Annotated in this window: 13 protein-coding genes; 5 read left to right on the top strand and 8 right to left on the bottom strand. The window is 66.9% G+C overall.

What is annotated here, in order from left to right; genetic code table 11:
• Positions 1 to 15: 15 nt before the first annotated feature.
• Positions 16 to 660 (top strand): flavin reductase family protein, encoded by a 645-nt coding sequence (locus LWH48_RS03785; RefSeq protein WP_232911338.1) that lies wholly within the window; start codon positions 16 to 18, stop codon positions 658 to 660.
• 72 nt (positions 661 to 732) lie between these two features.
• Here LWH48_RS03785 and LWH48_RS03790 read toward each other — a convergent pair whose 3' ends face one another.
• The 5 genes from LWH48_RS03790 to LWH48_RS03810 all read right to left on the bottom strand — a co-directional run bounded on the left by LWH48_RS03790 (position 733) and on the right by LWH48_RS03810 (position 6,260).
• Positions 733 to 2,250: a malonate--CoA ligase gene (locus LWH48_RS03790; RefSeq protein ID WP_232911339.1), complete on the bottom strand. Its 1,518-nt coding sequence runs from the start codon at positions 2,248 to 2,250 to the stop codon at positions 733 to 735.
• 70 nt (positions 2,251 to 2,320) lie between these two features.
• Positions 2,321 to 2,809: a methylated-DNA--[protein]-cysteine S-methyltransferase gene (locus LWH48_RS03795; RefSeq protein WP_232911340.1), complete on the bottom strand. Its 489-nt coding sequence runs from the start codon at positions 2,807 to 2,809 to the stop codon at positions 2,321 to 2,323.
• 134 nt (positions 2,810 to 2,943) lie between these two features.
• Complete coding sequence (locus LWH48_RS03800; protein ID WP_232911341.1) at positions 2,944 to 3,072, bottom strand: putative transporter small subunit; 129 nt, start codon at positions 3,070 to 3,072, stop codon at positions 2,944 to 2,946.
• Positions 3,073 to 3,145: 73 nt separating this feature from the next.
• The gene (locus tag LWH48_RS03805) at positions 3,146 to 4,843 is read right to left on the bottom strand and encodes a sodium:solute symporter family protein (RefSeq protein ID WP_161430703.1); all 1,698 of its coding nucleotides are present in this window, start codon (positions 4,841 to 4,843) and stop codon (positions 3,146 to 3,148) included.
• A gap of 481 nt (positions 4,844 to 5,324) precedes the next feature.
• Positions 5,325 to 6,260: a DMT family transporter gene (locus LWH48_RS03810; protein WP_232911342.1), complete on the bottom strand. Its 936-nt coding sequence runs from the start codon at positions 6,258 to 6,260 to the stop codon at positions 5,325 to 5,327.
• A 120-nt stretch (positions 6,261 to 6,380) separates the two neighbouring features.
• Here LWH48_RS03810 and LWH48_RS03815 point away from each other — a divergent pair, with 120 nt between their 5' ends.
• Both LWH48_RS03815 and LWH48_RS03820 read left to right on the top strand, forming a co-directional pair.
• Complete coding sequence (locus tag LWH48_RS03815) at positions 6,381 to 7,250, top strand: LysR substrate-binding domain-containing protein (RefSeq protein ID WP_232911343.1); 870 nt, start codon at positions 6,381 to 6,383, stop codon at positions 7,248 to 7,250.
• Between the two features lie 86 nt (positions 7,251 to 7,336).
• Positions 7,337 to 8,815 (top strand): protein adenylyltransferase SelO, encoded by a 1,479-nt coding sequence (locus tag LWH48_RS03820; RefSeq protein ID WP_232911344.1) that lies wholly within the window; start codon positions 7,337 to 7,339, stop codon positions 8,813 to 8,815.
• 129 nt (positions 8,816 to 8,944) lie between these two features.
• Here the strand turns inward: LWH48_RS03820 and katG are convergent, their stop codons facing one another.
• Both katG and LWH48_RS03830 read right to left on the bottom strand, forming a co-directional pair.
• Entirely contained in the window at positions 8,945 to 11,125 is a 2,181-nt protein-coding gene (katG, locus tag LWH48_RS03825; RefSeq protein ID WP_232911345.1) for a catalase/peroxidase HPI, read from the bottom strand.
• Between the two features lie 359 nt (positions 11,126 to 11,484).
• A complete protein-coding gene (locus LWH48_RS03830) occupies positions 11,485 to 12,432 on the bottom strand; it encodes a LysR family transcriptional regulator (RefSeq protein WP_232911346.1) in 948 nt (315 codons plus the stop codon).
• 219 nt (positions 12,433 to 12,651) lie between these two features.
• On the opposite strand from LWH48_RS03830, the gene LWH48_RS03835 reads away from it, so the two are divergent.
• Positions 12,652 to 14,151: a CoA-acylating methylmalonate-semialdehyde dehydrogenase gene (locus LWH48_RS03835; protein ID WP_232911347.1), complete on the top strand. Its 1,500-nt coding sequence runs from the start codon at positions 12,652 to 12,654 to the stop codon at positions 14,149 to 14,151.
• Between the two features lie 150 nt (positions 14,152 to 14,301).
• Positions 14,302 to 14,892: a peroxidase-related enzyme gene (locus LWH48_RS03840; protein WP_232911348.1), complete on the top strand. Its 591-nt coding sequence runs from the start codon at positions 14,302 to 14,304 to the stop codon at positions 14,890 to 14,892.
• A gap of 3 nt (positions 14,893 to 14,895) precedes the next feature.
• Here LWH48_RS03840 and LWH48_RS03845 read toward each other — a convergent pair whose 3' ends face one another.
• Positions 14,896 to 15,816, bottom strand: a complete 921-nt coding sequence (locus LWH48_RS03845) for an HNH endonuclease (protein WP_232911349.1) — start codon at positions 15,814 to 15,816, stop codon at positions 14,896 to 14,898.
• Positions 15,817 to 15,979: the final 163 nt, after the last annotated feature.

Here is a 15,979-nt window from a genome sequence, read left to right on the forward strand (position 1 = left end):
CACGGAGCCCCTGACATGAGTGACTACCTGCTGGAGGAGCACGCCCTGAGCCCGGGCAAGGTCTACCGCCTGCTATCGGGCAGCATCTGCCCGCGCCCGATCGCCTGGGTCTCGACCCTGGACGCGGCGGGCAACGCCAACCTGGCGCCCTTCTCTTTCTTCAACGTGGTCAGCGTCAACCCGCCGGTGCTGGGCTTCTCGCCGCTGCTCGACGGTGACGCCAATCCCAAGGACACCATCCGCAACCTCGGCGAGATGGCGGAGTGCGTGGTGCATATCAGCGGCGAGGGGCTGGTGCAGGAGATGAACGCCACCAGCGCGGGGCTCGAGCACGGCGCCGACGAGTTCGTCCACGCCGGGCTCGAGAAGGTCGCCATGCCGGGCGTCTCGGTGCCGCGGGTGGCCGGCGCCCCGGTGGCCTTCGGCTGTCGGCTGCGCGAGATCATCCGCTTCGGCGACCAGCCCCTGGCCGGCAACCTGGTGCTCGCCGAGGTGGTCTCGATCCACGTCGACGACGCCCTGTGGGACGGCCGCCACGTGGATGCCGAGGGGCTCAGGCCCATCGGGCGCATGGCCGGCAACGATTACGCCCGCTGCAGCGACCTCTTCGAGGTGGAGCGCCCCGCCTCGGGGAGCTCCCTCGGCCGGGGCGAGCGGTGAGACTGACGCTGTTCGCGCCGGCCCGAGGTCGCCGGCGCGGCCTACGCGGCAACCCGCAATGAACGGGAAGGCTCAGCGGTAGGTGGCGTCGAAGCGCTTGCGCAGCTCGTTCTTCTGCACCTTGCCCATGGTGTTGCGAGGCAGGCCGTCGACGAAGACGACCCGCTTGGGCTGCTTGTAGCGGGCCAGGCGGCCCTGCAGGTGCTCGAGCACCTCGCCCTCGGTGAGCTCGGCGCCGGCCTCGGGCACCACCACAGCGGTGACCCCCTCGCCGAAGTCGGGGTGGGGCAGGCCGATCACCGCCGACTCCAGCACGCCCTCGAGCTCGTCGATCACCTGCTCCACCTCCTTGGGGTAGACATTGAAGCCGCCGGAGATCACCAGGTCCTTGTCGCGGCCGACGATCTGCACATAGCCGTGCTCGTCCACCAGGGCCAGGTCGCCGGTGATGAAGAAGCCGTCCTCGAGCAGCTCCTCGCGGGTCTTCTCGGGCATGCGCCAGTAGCCGATGAAGACGTTGGGGCCGCGCACCTGGAGCATGCCGATCTCGCCGGCTGGCACCACGTCGCCGGTCTCGCGGTCGGTGATGCGGATCTCCACCCCGGGGAGCGGCTGGCCCACGGTGCCGGCGCGGCGCGCCCCGTCGTAGGGGTTGGAGATGTTCATGTTGGTCTCGGTCATGCCGTAGCGCTCGAGGATGGCGTGGCCGGTCTTCTCCTCGAAGGCCTGATGGGTCTCGGCGGTGAGCGGCGCCGAACCGGAGACGAACAGACGCATCCTGGCGGTGACCTCGGGGGTGAGACGCGAGTCGGCCACCAGGCGGGTATAGAAGGTGGGCACGCCCATCAGCACCGTTCCGCGGGGCATCTCCTCGAAGATCACGTCGGCATCGAACTTCGGCAGGAAGAGCATGCTGGCGCCGGCCATCAGGGTGACGTTGCATGCCACGAACAGCCCGTGGGTGTGGAAGATCGGCAGGGCGTGGATCAGCCGGTCGTTCTCGCTGAAGTGCCATGCCTCCATCAGGGTGGCGGCGTTGGAGCCCAGGTTGCGGTGGGTGAGCATGGCGCCCTTGGAGCGTCCGGTGGTGCCCGAGGTGTAGAGGATGGCGGCCAGATCGTTCTCCTCGCGGGGCTCCACCGTCTCGCGCGGGGTGGCCGCGGCGGCCGTTTCCATCAGGCTGCCGTCTGCCGCGGTGCCCAGGGTCTGTACCGCGGGGCATCCGGTCTCGGCGGCGATGTTCCGTGCCTCCTCCACCGCGGCGGGGCGGCAGACGAAGAGCGCTGGCTCGGCATCGCCCAGGAAGTAGCGGATCTCGTCGCCGGTATAGCCGGTGTTGAGCGGCAGGTAGACGGCGCCGACACGCAGGGTGGCGAGGTAGAGCAGGATCGCCTCGGGGCTCTTGTCGACCTGCACCGCCACCCGGTCGCCCGGCGCCACGCCCAGCTCCACCAGGGCACCGGCCAGGCTTGCACTCGCGACCAGAGCGTCGGCATGGGAGTAGCGGCGCCCCTCGCGGGTGGTGATGAAGTCGGCGTCGCCGCGGGCCTGCATGCGGGTGGCGAAGGTCTCGAACAGGTTGTGGCTCATTCCCGCTCCCTTGTTCCGTGTTGTCGTCAGGTCATCGTAGCTAGAGCATCGTTGTCAGCACGTCGTGCAGTTACAGCAGCATCGGCACCTCGCCCGCCTCGAAGGCGAGCAGCCAGCGCTTGCGGCCGATGCCGCCGGCGTAGCCGGTCATGCGGCCGTCGCTGCCGATCACGCGGTGGCAGGGCACCACGATGGCCAGGGGGTTCCTGCCGTTGGCTGCACCCACGGCGCGCTGGCCGCCCTTGCTGCCGAGCTGCTCGGCGAGCTCGGCATAGTTGCGGGTCTCGCCATAGGGGATTCCCCCCAGCGCGGCCCACACCCGGCGTTGGAAGTCGGTGCCGCGGGGGGCCAGCGGCAGGTCGAAGTCGCGGCGAGTGCCGGCGAAGTACTCGGCCAGCTGCTCGCATGCCAGCTCGGTCAGGGGGCCCGGGCGAGGCGGCTCCTGCTGTTCGCTGACGAAGTCGATCTCGGTGAGGCCCTCGGCGTCGGCGCGAATCAGGATCAGCCCCAGGGCATCGGCGTCCGGGGGGCGATAGTAGTCGAGGGTGTCATGGTTCATGTCATGCTCCTGCCGGTACGTTCGGCGTCGCGGGTCCTGTATCAGGAGTCTAACGCGACTCGTGACGATGGGCAGGACGATATCGGCCCCGCTGGCACTGCCAGCGGGGCCGATGTCGTTCCAGCGAGCGCTCGTCAGACCAGCTCGCGGTGCTCCTCTCTTGCCTTGCGGCGGTCGCGCCATACGGCGCGGCAGATCAGGGCGAGTACGCCCAGCGTCAGGGCGGGCCAGATCAGCACATAGAAGGCGAACAGTGTCGTCATGGTGACGTCTCCAGTTGAGTGTCGCTGCGGTGCCGCCGGGCGGCACCGCTCGAATGGGAGCAAGCCCGCGTATTCAGCGCTGGGCGGCGAGGCCGGCAGAGGCCGGGATCGCCTCGCCCGCGTCGGGCTCGGCCTCATGGCTGTCGTAGTCGCCCACCCGGTCGCCGATGGTGGCGAAGTCGAAGTTCTCCTGGCGGCTGGTCAGGCTCATCACCACGCACACCAGGGTGCTGGTGCCGTAGGCAGTCAGCGAGGCGAGCAGCACGGTGTAGTCGCGCAGGAAGCCGGTGGCGAAGATCAGCATGGCGATCAGCGCCAGGGTCCCGGCGATGAAGCCGGCGGTGCGGCCCAGGAAGCCGAACACCATCAGGCCGATGATCACGCCGCCGCCGATGCTGGCCAGAAGCTCGAAGAACAGGCCACCGGGGCCGGCGAGGTCGACAAGCTCGAAGCGGGCGGCGCAGAACAGCACCATGGCCACCAGCACCGAGGTGGTGAAGGCGGCGTTGGTCACGCGGTTCCAGAAGCAGCTGGCGATCACCGGGAAGACGATGGCGCCCCACAGCGCGCCCACGAACACCAGCATCACCAGGATATCCAGCGAGAAGCTGGCGAAGACGATGCCCACCATGGTGGCGGTGATCATGGTCAGGCGGCCCACCAGCAGCATGCGCTTGGGATCGGCCTTGCCGCGGGCGATGTTCTTGCCATAGACGTCGGCCATCATGATCGCCGACAGCGCCGAGAGGTCGGAGTCGGCGGTGGAGGAGAGCGAGCCGATCACCAGGATGAAGAACAGCGCGATGAACACCGGCGGCAGGTATCCGGAGACCATCTGCGGGATCAGGTTGTTCATGTTGCCGTCGAGGGGCTGTACGCCCAGGGTCAGGGCCATCAGGCCGATCATGCCCAGGCCGATGACGATGGCGCCGTAGCCCACGGTGGCGGTGAGGAAGGTGGGCTTGATGTGGTCCTCGTTCACCGCGAACAGGCGCTGGGAGATGGTCTGGTTACCGATGGCATAGGCCAGCACGGCGACGAAGAAGGGCGCGCCCTGCTGCAGGATCGCCTCGCTGGAGAAGAAGTTGGCCTGCTCGGCTGTCAGGTTGTCGAGGCCGGCGACCAGCTCGCTGGGGCCGCCCATGGCGAAGAACACCGCGGGAATGATCACGATGGCAATGGCCATGAGCGCCACCAGCTGGGCGAAGTCGGTCAGCACCGAGGCGCGGAAGCCGGACCACAGGGTATAGAACAGCACGCCGACGCCGGCGATGATCACCCCGGCCTGGAAGGAGAGCGGCGAGAGTACCGAGACCAGCGCGCCGGCGGCGGTGAAGTTGACCATCAGGCTGATCACGCTGCCCAGCACGTTGGAGAGGGCGAGGATCAGCTGGCTGGAGGAGCCGTGGCGGGCGTGGATCAGCTCGCCCAGGGTGTGGGCGTTGGGGGCGAGCTTGCGGAAGCGCCGGCCGAAGGGGTAGATGAAGAGGATCATCAGCGCCCCCCACAGGCCATAGTGGATGGGGCCCGAGACGCCATAGGTGTAGCCGGAGGTGGCCGCGGCATAGAAGGAGGCCGCCCAGATCCAGGTGGCGGTCATGCTGGCCGCGCCCATGCCGAAGCCGATTCGGTGGTTGGAGACCATGTAGGCGTCGGCATCCTCGTTCTTCTTGCGGATGCCGAGCGTCATCAGGTAGGTGCCGCCGTAGAAGGCGAGCAGCAGCAGGATGACGGTCAGGGTCGAGAACTGGTAGAGCGTTTCGCTGTTCAAGGGCAATCCCTCGGTAGATGGAACGGACACGTCTCTTACATGTCGGTCCAGGCCGCATGTCGGACGCAGTGATGGAGATGGGGCGGGTTTGCCGAATGGCCGGGCGAGCTGTCGAGCGCCCAGGCGAGAGCCTGCGCAGTCGGCAACGGCGCGGCGGGGCTATCGGCAAGGCACGGCGAAAGGGCCGTGGGTAAGGCTTACCCCAGCGCGGGGGAGGCAGGTGGCGGGCGGCGCGGCATGCAGCGGCCCTTGTCGGCGTAGTGTAGCGACATGGATTCCTTCTCTTTCGATGGCGTCGTCGACGGTCAGTCGAAGGTACGGCGATCCAGTCTGCGGTGAGGCAAGACCAGGTTGGGCAGGCAGCGTGGCCTTGGCCCGTCAGGGATCGATTGTTGTATACATTGTCCTGATCCGGGGCCGTATACCCTACCCACCCGAATGACGAATGTCCAATCTGCCCTGATCGAGGGGGTAACGGGCCTCAGCTCCTGCGAAAACGACGAGATGCAAGGAGGTGGCCTCCCCGCGCCGGCTCCCGGCATGCGGCCATGCTGCCCGCCACCACCAGCGCTGACGCCACCGGCAGCCGCCAGTCCGGCGTGGCCACACCGGCCAGTACCAGGAACAGAGTGGCCAGCACCGGCACCGCATGGGCCAGGTTGCCGACCCGGTGGCCGAGCGGGTCGCGCATGGCGCGGTCCCAGGCCAGCATCGCCAGCCCGTAGGGCCCCAGCCCCAGGCTGACGGCGACCATCAGGACCTCCAGCGAGGGCAGGGCAATGATGCCCTCCAGGGCCAGGCTGGCACTGCCGGTCAGCACGCTGGCGATCAGCAGCAGGTGTGGCATGCGCTCCCCCAGGCGCCAGGCCGAGACGCGAGCGGCCAGGGAGTAGAGCGCCCAGCAAAGTGCCCCGAGGGCGGCCAGCAGGTAGCCACCCCAGGCGCCCGAGACGCCGCCGGCCAGCGCCTGGGGCGCCACCAGCAGGGCCGCGCCGGAGAATGCCAGGCCGGCACCGATCAGGCTGCTCGCCGACAGCCGCCCCAGCACCAGCCACTGGCTGGCCAGCAGGAACAGCACCGGCCAGGTGTAGAGGATCAGCGCCGCCTCCTCGGCGGGGGCCAGGGTGAAGGCGGCGAAGCAGGCCCCCACCGCACCGGTGATCAGCAGCGGCACGCCCAGATAGACGAGCACGCCGTGCAGTGGGCGAAGCGGGGCATCCCGATGGCGCCGACGGCGTGCCATGGGCAGGGTGCCGAGGGCGCCGGCGAGCAGGGCCAGGGCCGAGAGACGCAGCGGCGGAAGCTCGCCTGCCTGGGCGGCCAGCAGCGGTACCAGCGCCCACAGCACCACCGCCAGCGCCGCGGCGCCACCGCCAAGCCAGGGAGAGTGGGTGAGGTGTGAGCGGTGCAGCTGCATGGTCGAGCCTCCTGATGGCGTGATCGTGGGCAGTGGGATGCTGCCGCCATGCTAGCCATGCCATACTCATCAAGATAACGATCTTTATTGAAGGTATTCATCAAGGAGCATGATGAATCAATGCGTGCCCCGACGCTCGACCTGAGCCTGCTGCGCACCCTGGTGGCGGTAGCCGATACCGGCAGCGTCACTGCCGCGGCGCGGCGCCTGGCCTACACCCAGTCCACGGTGAGCATGCAGCTCTCGCGCCTGGAGGCAGCGCTTGGCGTGGCACTTCACGAACGGCAGGGAAGGCGCATCCGCTTCACCGCCGAGGGCGAGCGCCTGCTGGGTCATGCCCGCCGGCTGCTGGCGCTCAACGACGAGGCGCTGGCCGACATGCGTGCCCGGCGTGTCACCGGTGAGCTCAACCTGGGGATTCCCGAGGACTACGCCCCGCTGCTCACCGCGGTGTTCTCCTGGTTCCATCAGCTCTATCCGGATGTGGGGCTGCAGGTGACCTGCGGCACCAGCACCGACCTTGTGGAGCGGGTGCGTGCCGACGAGCTGGACCTGGCCCTGGTGACCCGTCAGCGGCGTTCACCGGGTGGCGAGGTGATCCGTCGTGAGCCCCTGGCCTGGGCAGTGGGGCTGGAGCGCCAGCCGCCGCTATCCGATCCGCTGCCGTTGGCGCTCTACTCCCCCGGCGCCGACCTCTTCCGCGAGGTGGCGGAGGATGCCCTGGCCGCCGCCGGTCGTACCTGGCGGGTGGCCTATACCAGCCAGTCCATGGCCGGGCTGGCGCCGGTGGTGCAGGCGGGGCTTGCCATCGTGGTGGTCACCCGCAGCATGCTCGGTCCCCAGCTGCGCGCCCTGGATGAGTCAAGCGGCCTGCCGGCGCTGCCCGCGGTGGAGCTGGCCCTGCATCGCGCCGCCCGACGCCCCACCGAGCCGGCCCGGCGCCTGGCAGAGCTGATCCGCGAGGCGCTGGCACCGATGGCTGCGGACTGAACCCGCTATGGCGGCAATAGGTCGAAAGCCGAAATCCCGAGCGTTATACTCGGGTATTCACGCCCCAACCGCCGACCGGAGCCGCCATGTTTCCCGAGTTCAGCCTGCGTTATGCCCGCCTGCCCGAGCGCTTCTATCTGCGCTTTGACCCGGTGCCGGTGCCCGAGCCGCGGCTGGTGGCCTTCAACCGGCCGCTGGCGGAGGCGCTGGGCTTCGACCTGACGACCTTCGATGAGCAGCGTGCCGCCGAGTGGTTCTCCGGCAACGCCGTGCCGCCGGGCGCCGACCCCGTCGCCCAGGCCTACGCCGGTCACCAGTTCGGTCACTTCAACCCGCGCCTGGGCGATGGCCGCGCCGTGCTGCTCGGCGAGGTGGTCGACCGCGAAGGACGGCTGCGCGATATCCAGCTCAAGGGCGCCGGCATGACACCCTTCTCCCGGGGCGCCGACGGGCGCGCGCCGCTGGGGCCGGTGCTGCGCGAGTACCTGGTCAGCGAGGCGATGCATCGGCTCGGCGTGCCCACCACCCGGGCACTGGCCGCAGTGACCAGCGGCGAGCGGGTGTTCCGGCGGGTGCCGGAGCCCGGCGCGGTGCTGACCCGGGTGGCCTCGAGCCACCTGCGCGTCGGCACCTTCCAGTACTTCGCCGCCCGGGACGACGTGGAGGCGGTACGCACCCTGGCCGATATGGCCATCGAGCGCCACTATCCACACCTTCTGGGCCCCGAGCTCGCCGAGGGCGAGCGCTACCTGGCCCTGCTGGAGGCAGTGGCAGAGCGCCAGGCGGCGCTGGTGGCGAAGTGGATGGGGCTCGGCTTCATCCATGGCGTGATGAACACCGACAACTGCGCGATTTCCGGCGAGACCATCGACTATGGCCCCTGTGCCTTCATGGAGGCCTACTCGTCGACCATGGTATTCAGCTCCATCGACGAGCAGGGGCGCTACGCCTATCGCAATCAGCCATGGATCGCCCAGTGGAACCTGGCACGCTTCGCCGAGACGCTGATCCCGCTGATCGACGACGACCAGGAGGCGGCGATCGAGAAGGCCACCGCGGTGATCGAGCGCTATGAGACACGGTACGAGGCGGAGTGGCTGGGAGTGATGCGCGCCAAGCTGGGGCTGGCCGGGGAAGAGGAGGGCGACCGCGCGCTGGTCGAGGCCTTCCTCGAGACGCTCGCGGCCGGCCGCGCCGATTTCACCCTGGCATTTCGTCGCCTGAGTGAGGCACTGCAAGAGGATGCCCCCGCGCTCCTCGAGCTGTTCGAGGACAGCCAGGCCCTGCGCGAATGGCTGCCGCGCTGGCGCGAGCGCCTGGCCCGGGAGGCGGCCTCGCCCGAGGCGGTCGCCGCGCGCATGAACGCGACCAACCCGCTCTATATTCCCCGGAACCACCAAGTGGAGCGGGCCATCGCCGCGGCATCCGAGCATGACGACTTCGCCCCCTTCGAGGCCCTGCGTGAGGTGCTGGCCGAGCCCTATGCCGAGCAGTCCGGATGCGAGGCGTACGCCGAGCCGGCGCCTGCCGCCGAGCGGGTGCTGCGCACCTTCTGCGGGACCTGAGCCATCGCGGCCAGCCATCTGTAAACAAAAAAGACGCCCGGGTTTCCCCGGGCGTCTCTGTCTCGGTACCTCGGTACCGGTATTTCTCTATCGGCATTCTGGCCGGGCGATTGCCCGGCGCAGGCAGCCTTACTTCTGCAGCTTCTCGACGTCGAAGCGGTCGGCGTTCATCACCTTGGTCCAGGCCTTGACGAAGTCCTTCACGAACTTCGCCTCGTTGTCGTCCTGGGCGTACACCTCGGCGTAGGAGCGCAGGATGGAGTTGGAACCGAACACCAGGTCGATGCGGCTGGCGGTCCACTTGGTCTGGTCGCTCTGGCGATCACGGATCTCGTAGGTGCCGTTGCCGGCCGGCTTCCAGGCGTAGGCCATGTCGGTCAGGTTGACGAAGAAGTCGTTGGTCAGCTGACCCTCGCGATCGGTGAACACGCCGTGCTTGCTGCCGCCGTGGTTGGTACCCAGCACCCGCATGCCGCCGATCAGCACGGTCATCTCCGGGGCGGTCAGCCCCATCAGCTGGGCGCGGTCGAGCAGCATCTCCTCCGGCTTGACGATGTAATCCTTCTTCTGCCAGTTGCGGAAGCCATCGGCCAGCGGCTCCAGCGGCTCGAAGGAGTCGGCGTCGGTCATCTCGTCGCTGGCGTCGCCACGACCCGGGATGAAGGGCACCAGGATGTCGTGGCCGGCGGCCTTCGCGGCCTGCTCGATGCCCACGCTGCCGCCCAGCACGATCACGTCGGCCACGCTGGCACCGGTCTCGGCGGAGATCTTCTCGTAGGCCTTGAGCACTTTTGCCAGGCGTGCCGGCTCGTTGCCCTCCCAGTCCTTCTGCGGGGCCAGGCGGATGCGCGCGCCGTTGGCGCCGCCGCGCATGTCGGAGCCGCGGAAGGTGCGCGCGCTGTCCCAGGCGGTGCTGACCATCTCGCCGATGGAGAGGCCGCTCTCGGCGATCTTCTGCTTGACCACCTCGATGGAGTAGTCGGTGCTGCCGGCGGGGACCGGATCCTGCCAGATCATGTCCTCGTCCGGGGCGTCGGGGCCGATGTAGCGGGACTTGGGCCCCATGTCGCGGTGGATCAGCTTGAACCAGGCACGGGCGAAGCAGTCCTTGAAGTACTCGGGATCCTGGCGGAACTTGTCCAGGATCTTCCGGTAGTCAGGGTGCATCTTCATCGCCATGTCGGCGTCGGTCATGATCGGGTTGTGGCGCTTGGAGGGGTCGCTGGCGTCGACCGGCTTATCCTCCTCCTTCATGTCCACCGGCTCCCACTGCCAGGCACCGGCGGGGCTCTTCTTGAGCTCCCACTCATGATCGAGCAGGGCGTCGAAGTAGCCCATGTCGAACTGGGTCGGGTTCTTGGTCCAGGCACCCTCGATACCGGAGGTCACCGCGTTGGCGGCCTTGCCGCCCATATTGGGGTTGGTCCAGCCGAAGCCCTGCTCCTCGACGTCCGCGGCCTCGGGCTCCGGGCCCAGGGCGGCAGCATCCCCGTTACCGTGACACTTGCCGACGGTGTGGCCGCCGACGGTCAGCGCCGCGGTCTCCTCGTCGTTCATCGCCATGCGGGCGAAGGTCTCGCGTACCTGCTCGCCGGTCTTGATCGGGTCGGGCTGACCGTTGACCCCCTCGGGGTTCACGTAGATCAGGCCCATCTGCACCGCGGCCAGCGGGTTTTCCATGGTGTCGGGCTTGTCGACGTCACCGTAGCGCTCGTCGGAGGGAGCCAGCCACTCCTTCTCGGCGCCCCAGTAGATGTCCTTCTCGGGGTGCCAGATGTCCTCGCGGCCGAAGGAGAAGCCGAAGGTCTTGAAGCCCATGGATTCATAGGCGACGTTGCCGGCCAGGATGATCAGGTCGGCCCAGCTGATCTGGTTGCCGTACTTCTTCTTGATCGGCCACAGCAGGCGACGCGCCTTGTCCAGGCTGGCGTTGTCCGGCCAGGAGTTGATCGGTGCGAAGCGCTGGTTGCCGGTGCCGCCGCCGCCGCGGCCGTCGGCGATGCGGTAGGTACCCGCCGCGTGCCAGGACATGCGGATGAACAGGCCGCCATAGTGGCCCCAGTCTGCCGGCCACCACGACTGGCTGTCGTTCATCAGGGCATGCATGTCCTTCATCAGCGCGTCGAAGTCAAGCTTGCGGACCTCCTGGCGATAGTCGAAGTCCTCGCCCATCGGGTCGGTCTTGCGATCATGCTGGTGGAGGATGTCCAGGTTGAGGGCTTCCGGCCACCAGTCCATGTTGTCGCGGCCCGTGGCGGTGTTGCCACCGTGCATGACCGGACACTTGCCTGCGTTCTGCTGATCACCCATGTTGCTCTTCCTTCCTGTCTGCGTTGAGGAGCTGCCACCTCTGTATAGACGATGGCACTCCGGCGGGGCAATGAGCCTGGTCAACTCTCGGCCACAAGCCTGTCTGTGCCCTGGCTCATTCCCCGGGAGTCCTCTTCAAGCTACTCCCTGTGGATCCATTAGGACAATGCGAGATTGCCGACCCTGGCGATAGCAAAACTTTATCGTGGTTCGGCGCCAGGGCTGCTACGCCCTCCACGCAACCGAAGGCTGAAAAAGGGACCGACCGGAACAAGCCCGAATGGTCCCTCTGTCGTTATTCCACCCCGGGGTGATGGCCGTGTTCGGCGTTGCCGCGAGGGGCGTCTCTTCGCAGGCCGTCAGTCGGCGCCGGTCGCAGGGATCACCAGCGCCTTCGCCTCGCCCATCAGGAAGGCGCGATTGGTCTCCAGCGCCTCGCGCAGGAAGTCCCACAGCAGGCGCACTCGGGCCAGTCGGCGCTGCTCCTGGCGGGCGGTGATCCAGAACTGGCGGTCGACGGCGACCTCCTCGGCCAGCACGCGCTCGAGCCCTGTGTCCGTCTCGGCCATGAAGCAGGGCAGCACGGCCAGCCCCGCGCCGTGGCGGCAGGCCACCTGCTGGGTGGTCACGCTGGTGCTGCGCACGGTGAAGTGGGGCGGCCGGCCCACCACCGCGGGATCCACCAGCGGCTCCAGATAACTGAGCTGCTGGCTGAAGATCAGGTCGTCGACGTAGCCGACAAGGCGATGTTCGCCCAGTTCGGCCAGGCGCGCCGGCCGCCCGTGGCGGTCGAGATAGCCCTGGCTGCCGTAGAGGCGCAGCCGGTAGTCGCATAGCCGCGAGATCACCAGGCCCGGGCTCACGGGGCGCTCAACGGTGATGGCCAGGTCCGCCTCGTGGCGGCTCAGGTTGACCACCCGGGGCAGGGCGAGCAGGTCCAGGGTGACACCGGGGTGGCGCTCGCAGAAGGCCGAGAGCAGCGGGGCGATCACCCAGGTGCCGAACCCCTCGGTGACCCCCAGGCGGATCTGTCCGCTCACCTGGTGATCCTTGTCGGAGAGGCTCTCGCCCGCCTCGAAGGCGTGGCGAGCCATCTCCTCGGCGTGGGCGAGCAGCTGCTGGCCGGCCTCGGTGAGGTGGTAGCCGTGGGTGCTGCGCTCGAAGAGCTGGGTGTTGAGCTTCTGCTCGAAGCGCCGCGTGCGCCGCGAGAGGGTGGAGTGGTCCAGCCCCAGGCGACGGGCGGCATCGGTGAGCCGCTGGCTGCGGGCCACTTCAAGGAAGATCTGGATGTCGTGCCAGTCGAGCATGTTGGGTGTTCCCGGGCAACGATGGTTGTGCATCTGTGCACAAGCAATGTGCCCGAGTACCCGTTGTCACGCCATGCGACCTCTGGATAGACTCGTCCTCATAGTCTTCCGTGTTTTTATACACACAAAGTCTAATGTCGGGTGACGGCAGCGAGCGCCGCGGTGCTCCACAACAACAAGCCAGCACCCTGACAGCGACAGCATCCAAGGAGTACGCCCATGTCAGTCCGCGAAATCCCCATGTACATCGACGGCCAGCCCGTCCAGTCCCAGAGCCAGGAGTGGCGCGACGTGGTCAACCCGGCCACCCAGGAAGTGGTCGCCCGGGTGCCGTTCTGCACCGCCGAGGAGGTCGAGCGCGCCGTGGCCAGCGCCAAGGAGGCCTTCAAGACCTGGCGCAAGGTGCCGCTGGCCAAGCGCATGCGCATCATGCTCAAGCTGCAGGCGCTGATCCGCGACAACACCGACGAGCTGGCCGCGCTGATCACCGAGGAGCACGGCAAGACCCTGCCCGACGCCGCCGGTGAGGTGGGTCGCGGCCTGGAAGTGGTGGAGCACGCCTGCTCGATCACCTCCCTGCAGCTGGGTGAGCTGGCCGAGAACGCCGCCAACGAGGTGGACGTCTATACCCTGAACCAGCCGCTGGGCGTGGGTGCCGGCATCACCGCCTTCAACTTCCCCATCATGCTGCCCTGCTTCATGTTCCCGCTGGCCATCGCCACCGGTAACACCTTCGTGCTCAAGCCCTCCGAGCAGGACCCGAGCTCCACCATGCGTCTGGTCGAGCTGGCCCACGAGGCAGGTATCCCGGCCGGGGTGCTCAACGTGGTGCACGGCGGCCCGGACGTCGCCAACCAGATCGCCGACCATACCGACATCAAGGCGCTCTCCTTCATCGGCTCCACCCACGTGGGCTCGCTGCTCTACAACCGCGCCGCTGCTGCCGGCAAGCGGATGCAGTCGATGATGGGCGCCAAGAACCACTGTGTGGTGATGCCCGACGCCAACCGCAGCCAGGCCATCAATAACCTGCTGGGCTCCGCCTATGGCGCCGCCGGTCAGCGCTGCATGGCCAACTCCGTTGTGGTGCTGGTGGGCGAGGCCCGCGAGTGGCTGGAAGACATCGTCGAGGGCACCAGGACCATGAAGGTGGGCCCCGGCACCCAGACCGACGCCGACCTCGGCCCGCTGGTCTCGCCCCAGGCCAAGGAGCGCGTCGAGCGGTTGATCACCGCCGGCGAGAAGGAGGGCGCCAACCTGCTGGTGGACGGCCGCGGCTACCAGGTGGAGGGCTACCCGGACGGCAATTTCGTCGGACCCACCCTGTTCACCGACGTCACTCCGGAGATGACCATCTACCGTGAGGAGATCTTCGGCCCGGTGCTCTGCGTGGTCACCGTCGACACCCTCGACGAGGCGATCGAGTTCATCAACGCCAACCCCAACGGCAACGGCACCTCCATCTTCACCAACTCCGGCTGGGTGGCGCGCCGCTTCGAGAGCGACATCGACGTCGGCCAGGTGGGCATCAACGTGCCGATCCCGGTGCCGGTCGCCTACTTCAGCTTCACCGGCTCGCGCGCCTCCAAGCTCGGTGACCTGGGCCCCAACGGCAAGCAGGCCATTGCCTTCTGGACCCAGACCAAGACCGTCACCGCCCGCTGGTTCGAGCCGGAGAACGTCTCCAGCGGCATCAACAGCACCATCTCGCTGAGCTGATCACGCTCGCTCGGTGACAACGCGGCCCCGCCTCGAGAGAGGCGGGGCCGCGTGCTTTTGTTACCCTCTTTCGACCGTCGGTGTATGGACAGCAATATGACGTTGACGTTAACTGGAATAGTCTTATAACAAGCACAATCAGGAGTCAGCATGACCACCCCTATCAGCCGCTTTCCCGTACCCGAATCGATCCAGGACCTGCCCGAGGACATCCGTGACGCCATGCTGGCGGTGCAGGAGAAGGCCGGCTTCGTGCCTAACGTCTTCCTGATGCTGGCCCACCGGCCGGCCGAGTTCCGCGCTTTCTTCGCCTATCACGACGCCCTGATGGAGCGGGAGTCCGACACGCTCACCAAGGCAGAGAAGGAAATGATCGTTGTGGCCACCAGTGCCCGCAACCGCTGCCTCTACTGCGTGGTGGCCCACGGCGCCCTGGTGCGCATCTACAGCAAGGATCCGCTGCTGGCCGACCAGGTGGCCGTCAACCACCGCACGGCACCGATCAGCGAGCGCCACCGCATCATGATCGACTTCGCCATGCACTGCAGCCTGGAGGTGGGGGAACTCACCGACGAATGGGAGGCCCGCCTGGCGGATGCCGGTTTCACCCGCGATGACATCTGGGACATCGGCGCCATCGCCGCCTTCTTCGGCCTCTCCAACCGGCTGGTCACCCTGACCGGCACGCCGCCCAACGAGGAGTTCTATCTGATGGGGCGGGTGCCGCGAGAGAAGAAATAGGCTTTAGCGCGACAAGAATCGCTGATAACGCAGTTCCAGTGCCTCCTGGCTCGGCTTATCTCTAGCGTGTCTGGGGATGGAGATTCGCTGGCCGTCGAGCTGCTTCATGCTCTCAAGCAGAGGCCCATCCTGAGTCGAGAGCAGCTCATCATTCAGGTGGATGCGGTAGTTGGGGTCAATGCCGATCAAGTCAGCATCGTAAGCCCTATGATGCAGCCGGCTGAGGGATATGCCATTGCTCACTTCTGCGGTGCTGTCCTGATCGATGTCGGGAATAATATGTGCCGCCTCCAGTAGTTGTGGCACTGGCAGCCCCGTCATGGCGCAGCGGTTGGAATATGCCAGCATCACTCGCGCACGGAATTCAGCCTGATGAACCCGCGTTTTGGCTTCACGGATTACGTAGCGTTTCTCTATCTCATCCGTCCTGTAGGCGCCATGGTTTTCTGCGACATGGCGCATCTGGCCAATTCGGTCGTTCATGCTGACATGGCATAACTCTCTGGCCAGGTCCATGTTGTCGATGTAGCAGGGCCATAAAGGAAGGTAGCGGCCTGGAGCGACGCCCACTAGGTAGATGATCGGATCCTGTCGCTCGTAGCTGATTAAGAGCTGGCGATTCGCGGGCTTGGCTGTTCCTCCTGCCTCAAGCGAATACCAGAAGCCACCCTCGTCGCTATCACCATCGGAATAGATATTGATCCTGCCCTGCTTGGGGACCACGGTTTTGATACTCAGGATGCCATCTGGCATCTGCTTGGGTTTGAAGATGCCGATTGCTCTGCTGGCGATGAAGAAAGACTCCCCATCCAAGGGGACCGGCTGGGCAATGGCCTCCCAGGGCACATCATTCGAGTATTGTTGTGCGATGGCTTCAAGGCGCTGAAATGCTGCTTGGCGAAGACGAGTATCGATATTCAGCAAAGCTGGCTCCCCGCTCTATGCCGATAGTATCCACTCATACTAATCAAGAGGGGTGGCTTGTACACCGTTGCGCGTATTGAGCGCTGTGAAGATCCTCTGCGCCGACGAGTAGTTGAGCATGTCTCGCTGGTCCACTGGCAGGCAGGACTCTGTCTCGCTATGA

This window comes from Halomonas sp. G15, assembly GCF_021282295.1.
GTDB classification, from domain to species: Bacteria; Pseudomonadota; Gammaproteobacteria; order Pseudomonadales; family Halomonadaceae; genus Halomonas; species Halomonas alimentaria.

Bases quoted from the DNA above. Each gene is read 5' to 3' on its own strand.
- LWH48_RS03785 (WP_232911338.1), top strand. From the start codon at position 16: ATGAGTGACTACCTGCTGGAGGAGCACGCCCTGAGCCCGGGCAAGGTC.
- LWH48_RS03790 (WP_232911339.1), bottom strand. From the start codon at position 2,250: ATGAGCCACAACCTGTTCGAGACCTTCGCCACCCGCATGCAGGCCCGC.
- LWH48_RS03795 (WP_232911340.1), bottom strand. From the start codon at position 2,809: ATGAACCATGACACCCTCGACTACTATCGCCCCCCGGACGCCGATGCC.
- LWH48_RS03800 (WP_232911341.1), bottom strand. From the start codon at position 3,072: ATGACGACACTGTTCGCCTTCTATGTGCTGATCTGGCCCGCCCTGACG.
- LWH48_RS03810 (WP_232911342.1), bottom strand. From the start codon at position 6,260: ATGCAGCTGCACCGCTCACACCTCACCCACTCTCCCTGGCTTGGCGGT.
- LWH48_RS03815 (WP_232911343.1), top strand. From the start codon at position 6,381: ATGCGTGCCCCGACGCTCGACCTGAGCCTGCTGCGCACCCTGGTGGCG.
- LWH48_RS03820 (WP_232911344.1), top strand. From the start codon at position 7,337: ATGTTTCCCGAGTTCAGCCTGCGTTATGCCCGCCTGCCCGAGCGCTTC.
- katG (WP_232911345.1), bottom strand. From the start codon at position 11,125: ATGGGTGATCAGCAGAACGCAGGCAAGTGTCCGGTCATGCACGGTGGC.
- LWH48_RS03830 (WP_232911346.1), bottom strand. From the start codon at position 12,432: ATGCTCGACTGGCACGACATCCAGATCTTCCTTGAAGTGGCCCGCAGC.
- LWH48_RS03835 (WP_232911347.1), top strand. From the start codon at position 12,652: ATGTCAGTCCGCGAAATCCCCATGTACATCGACGGCCAGCCCGTCCAG.
- LWH48_RS03840 (WP_232911348.1), top strand. From the start codon at position 14,302: ATGACCACCCCTATCAGCCGCTTTCCCGTACCCGAATCGATCCAGGAC.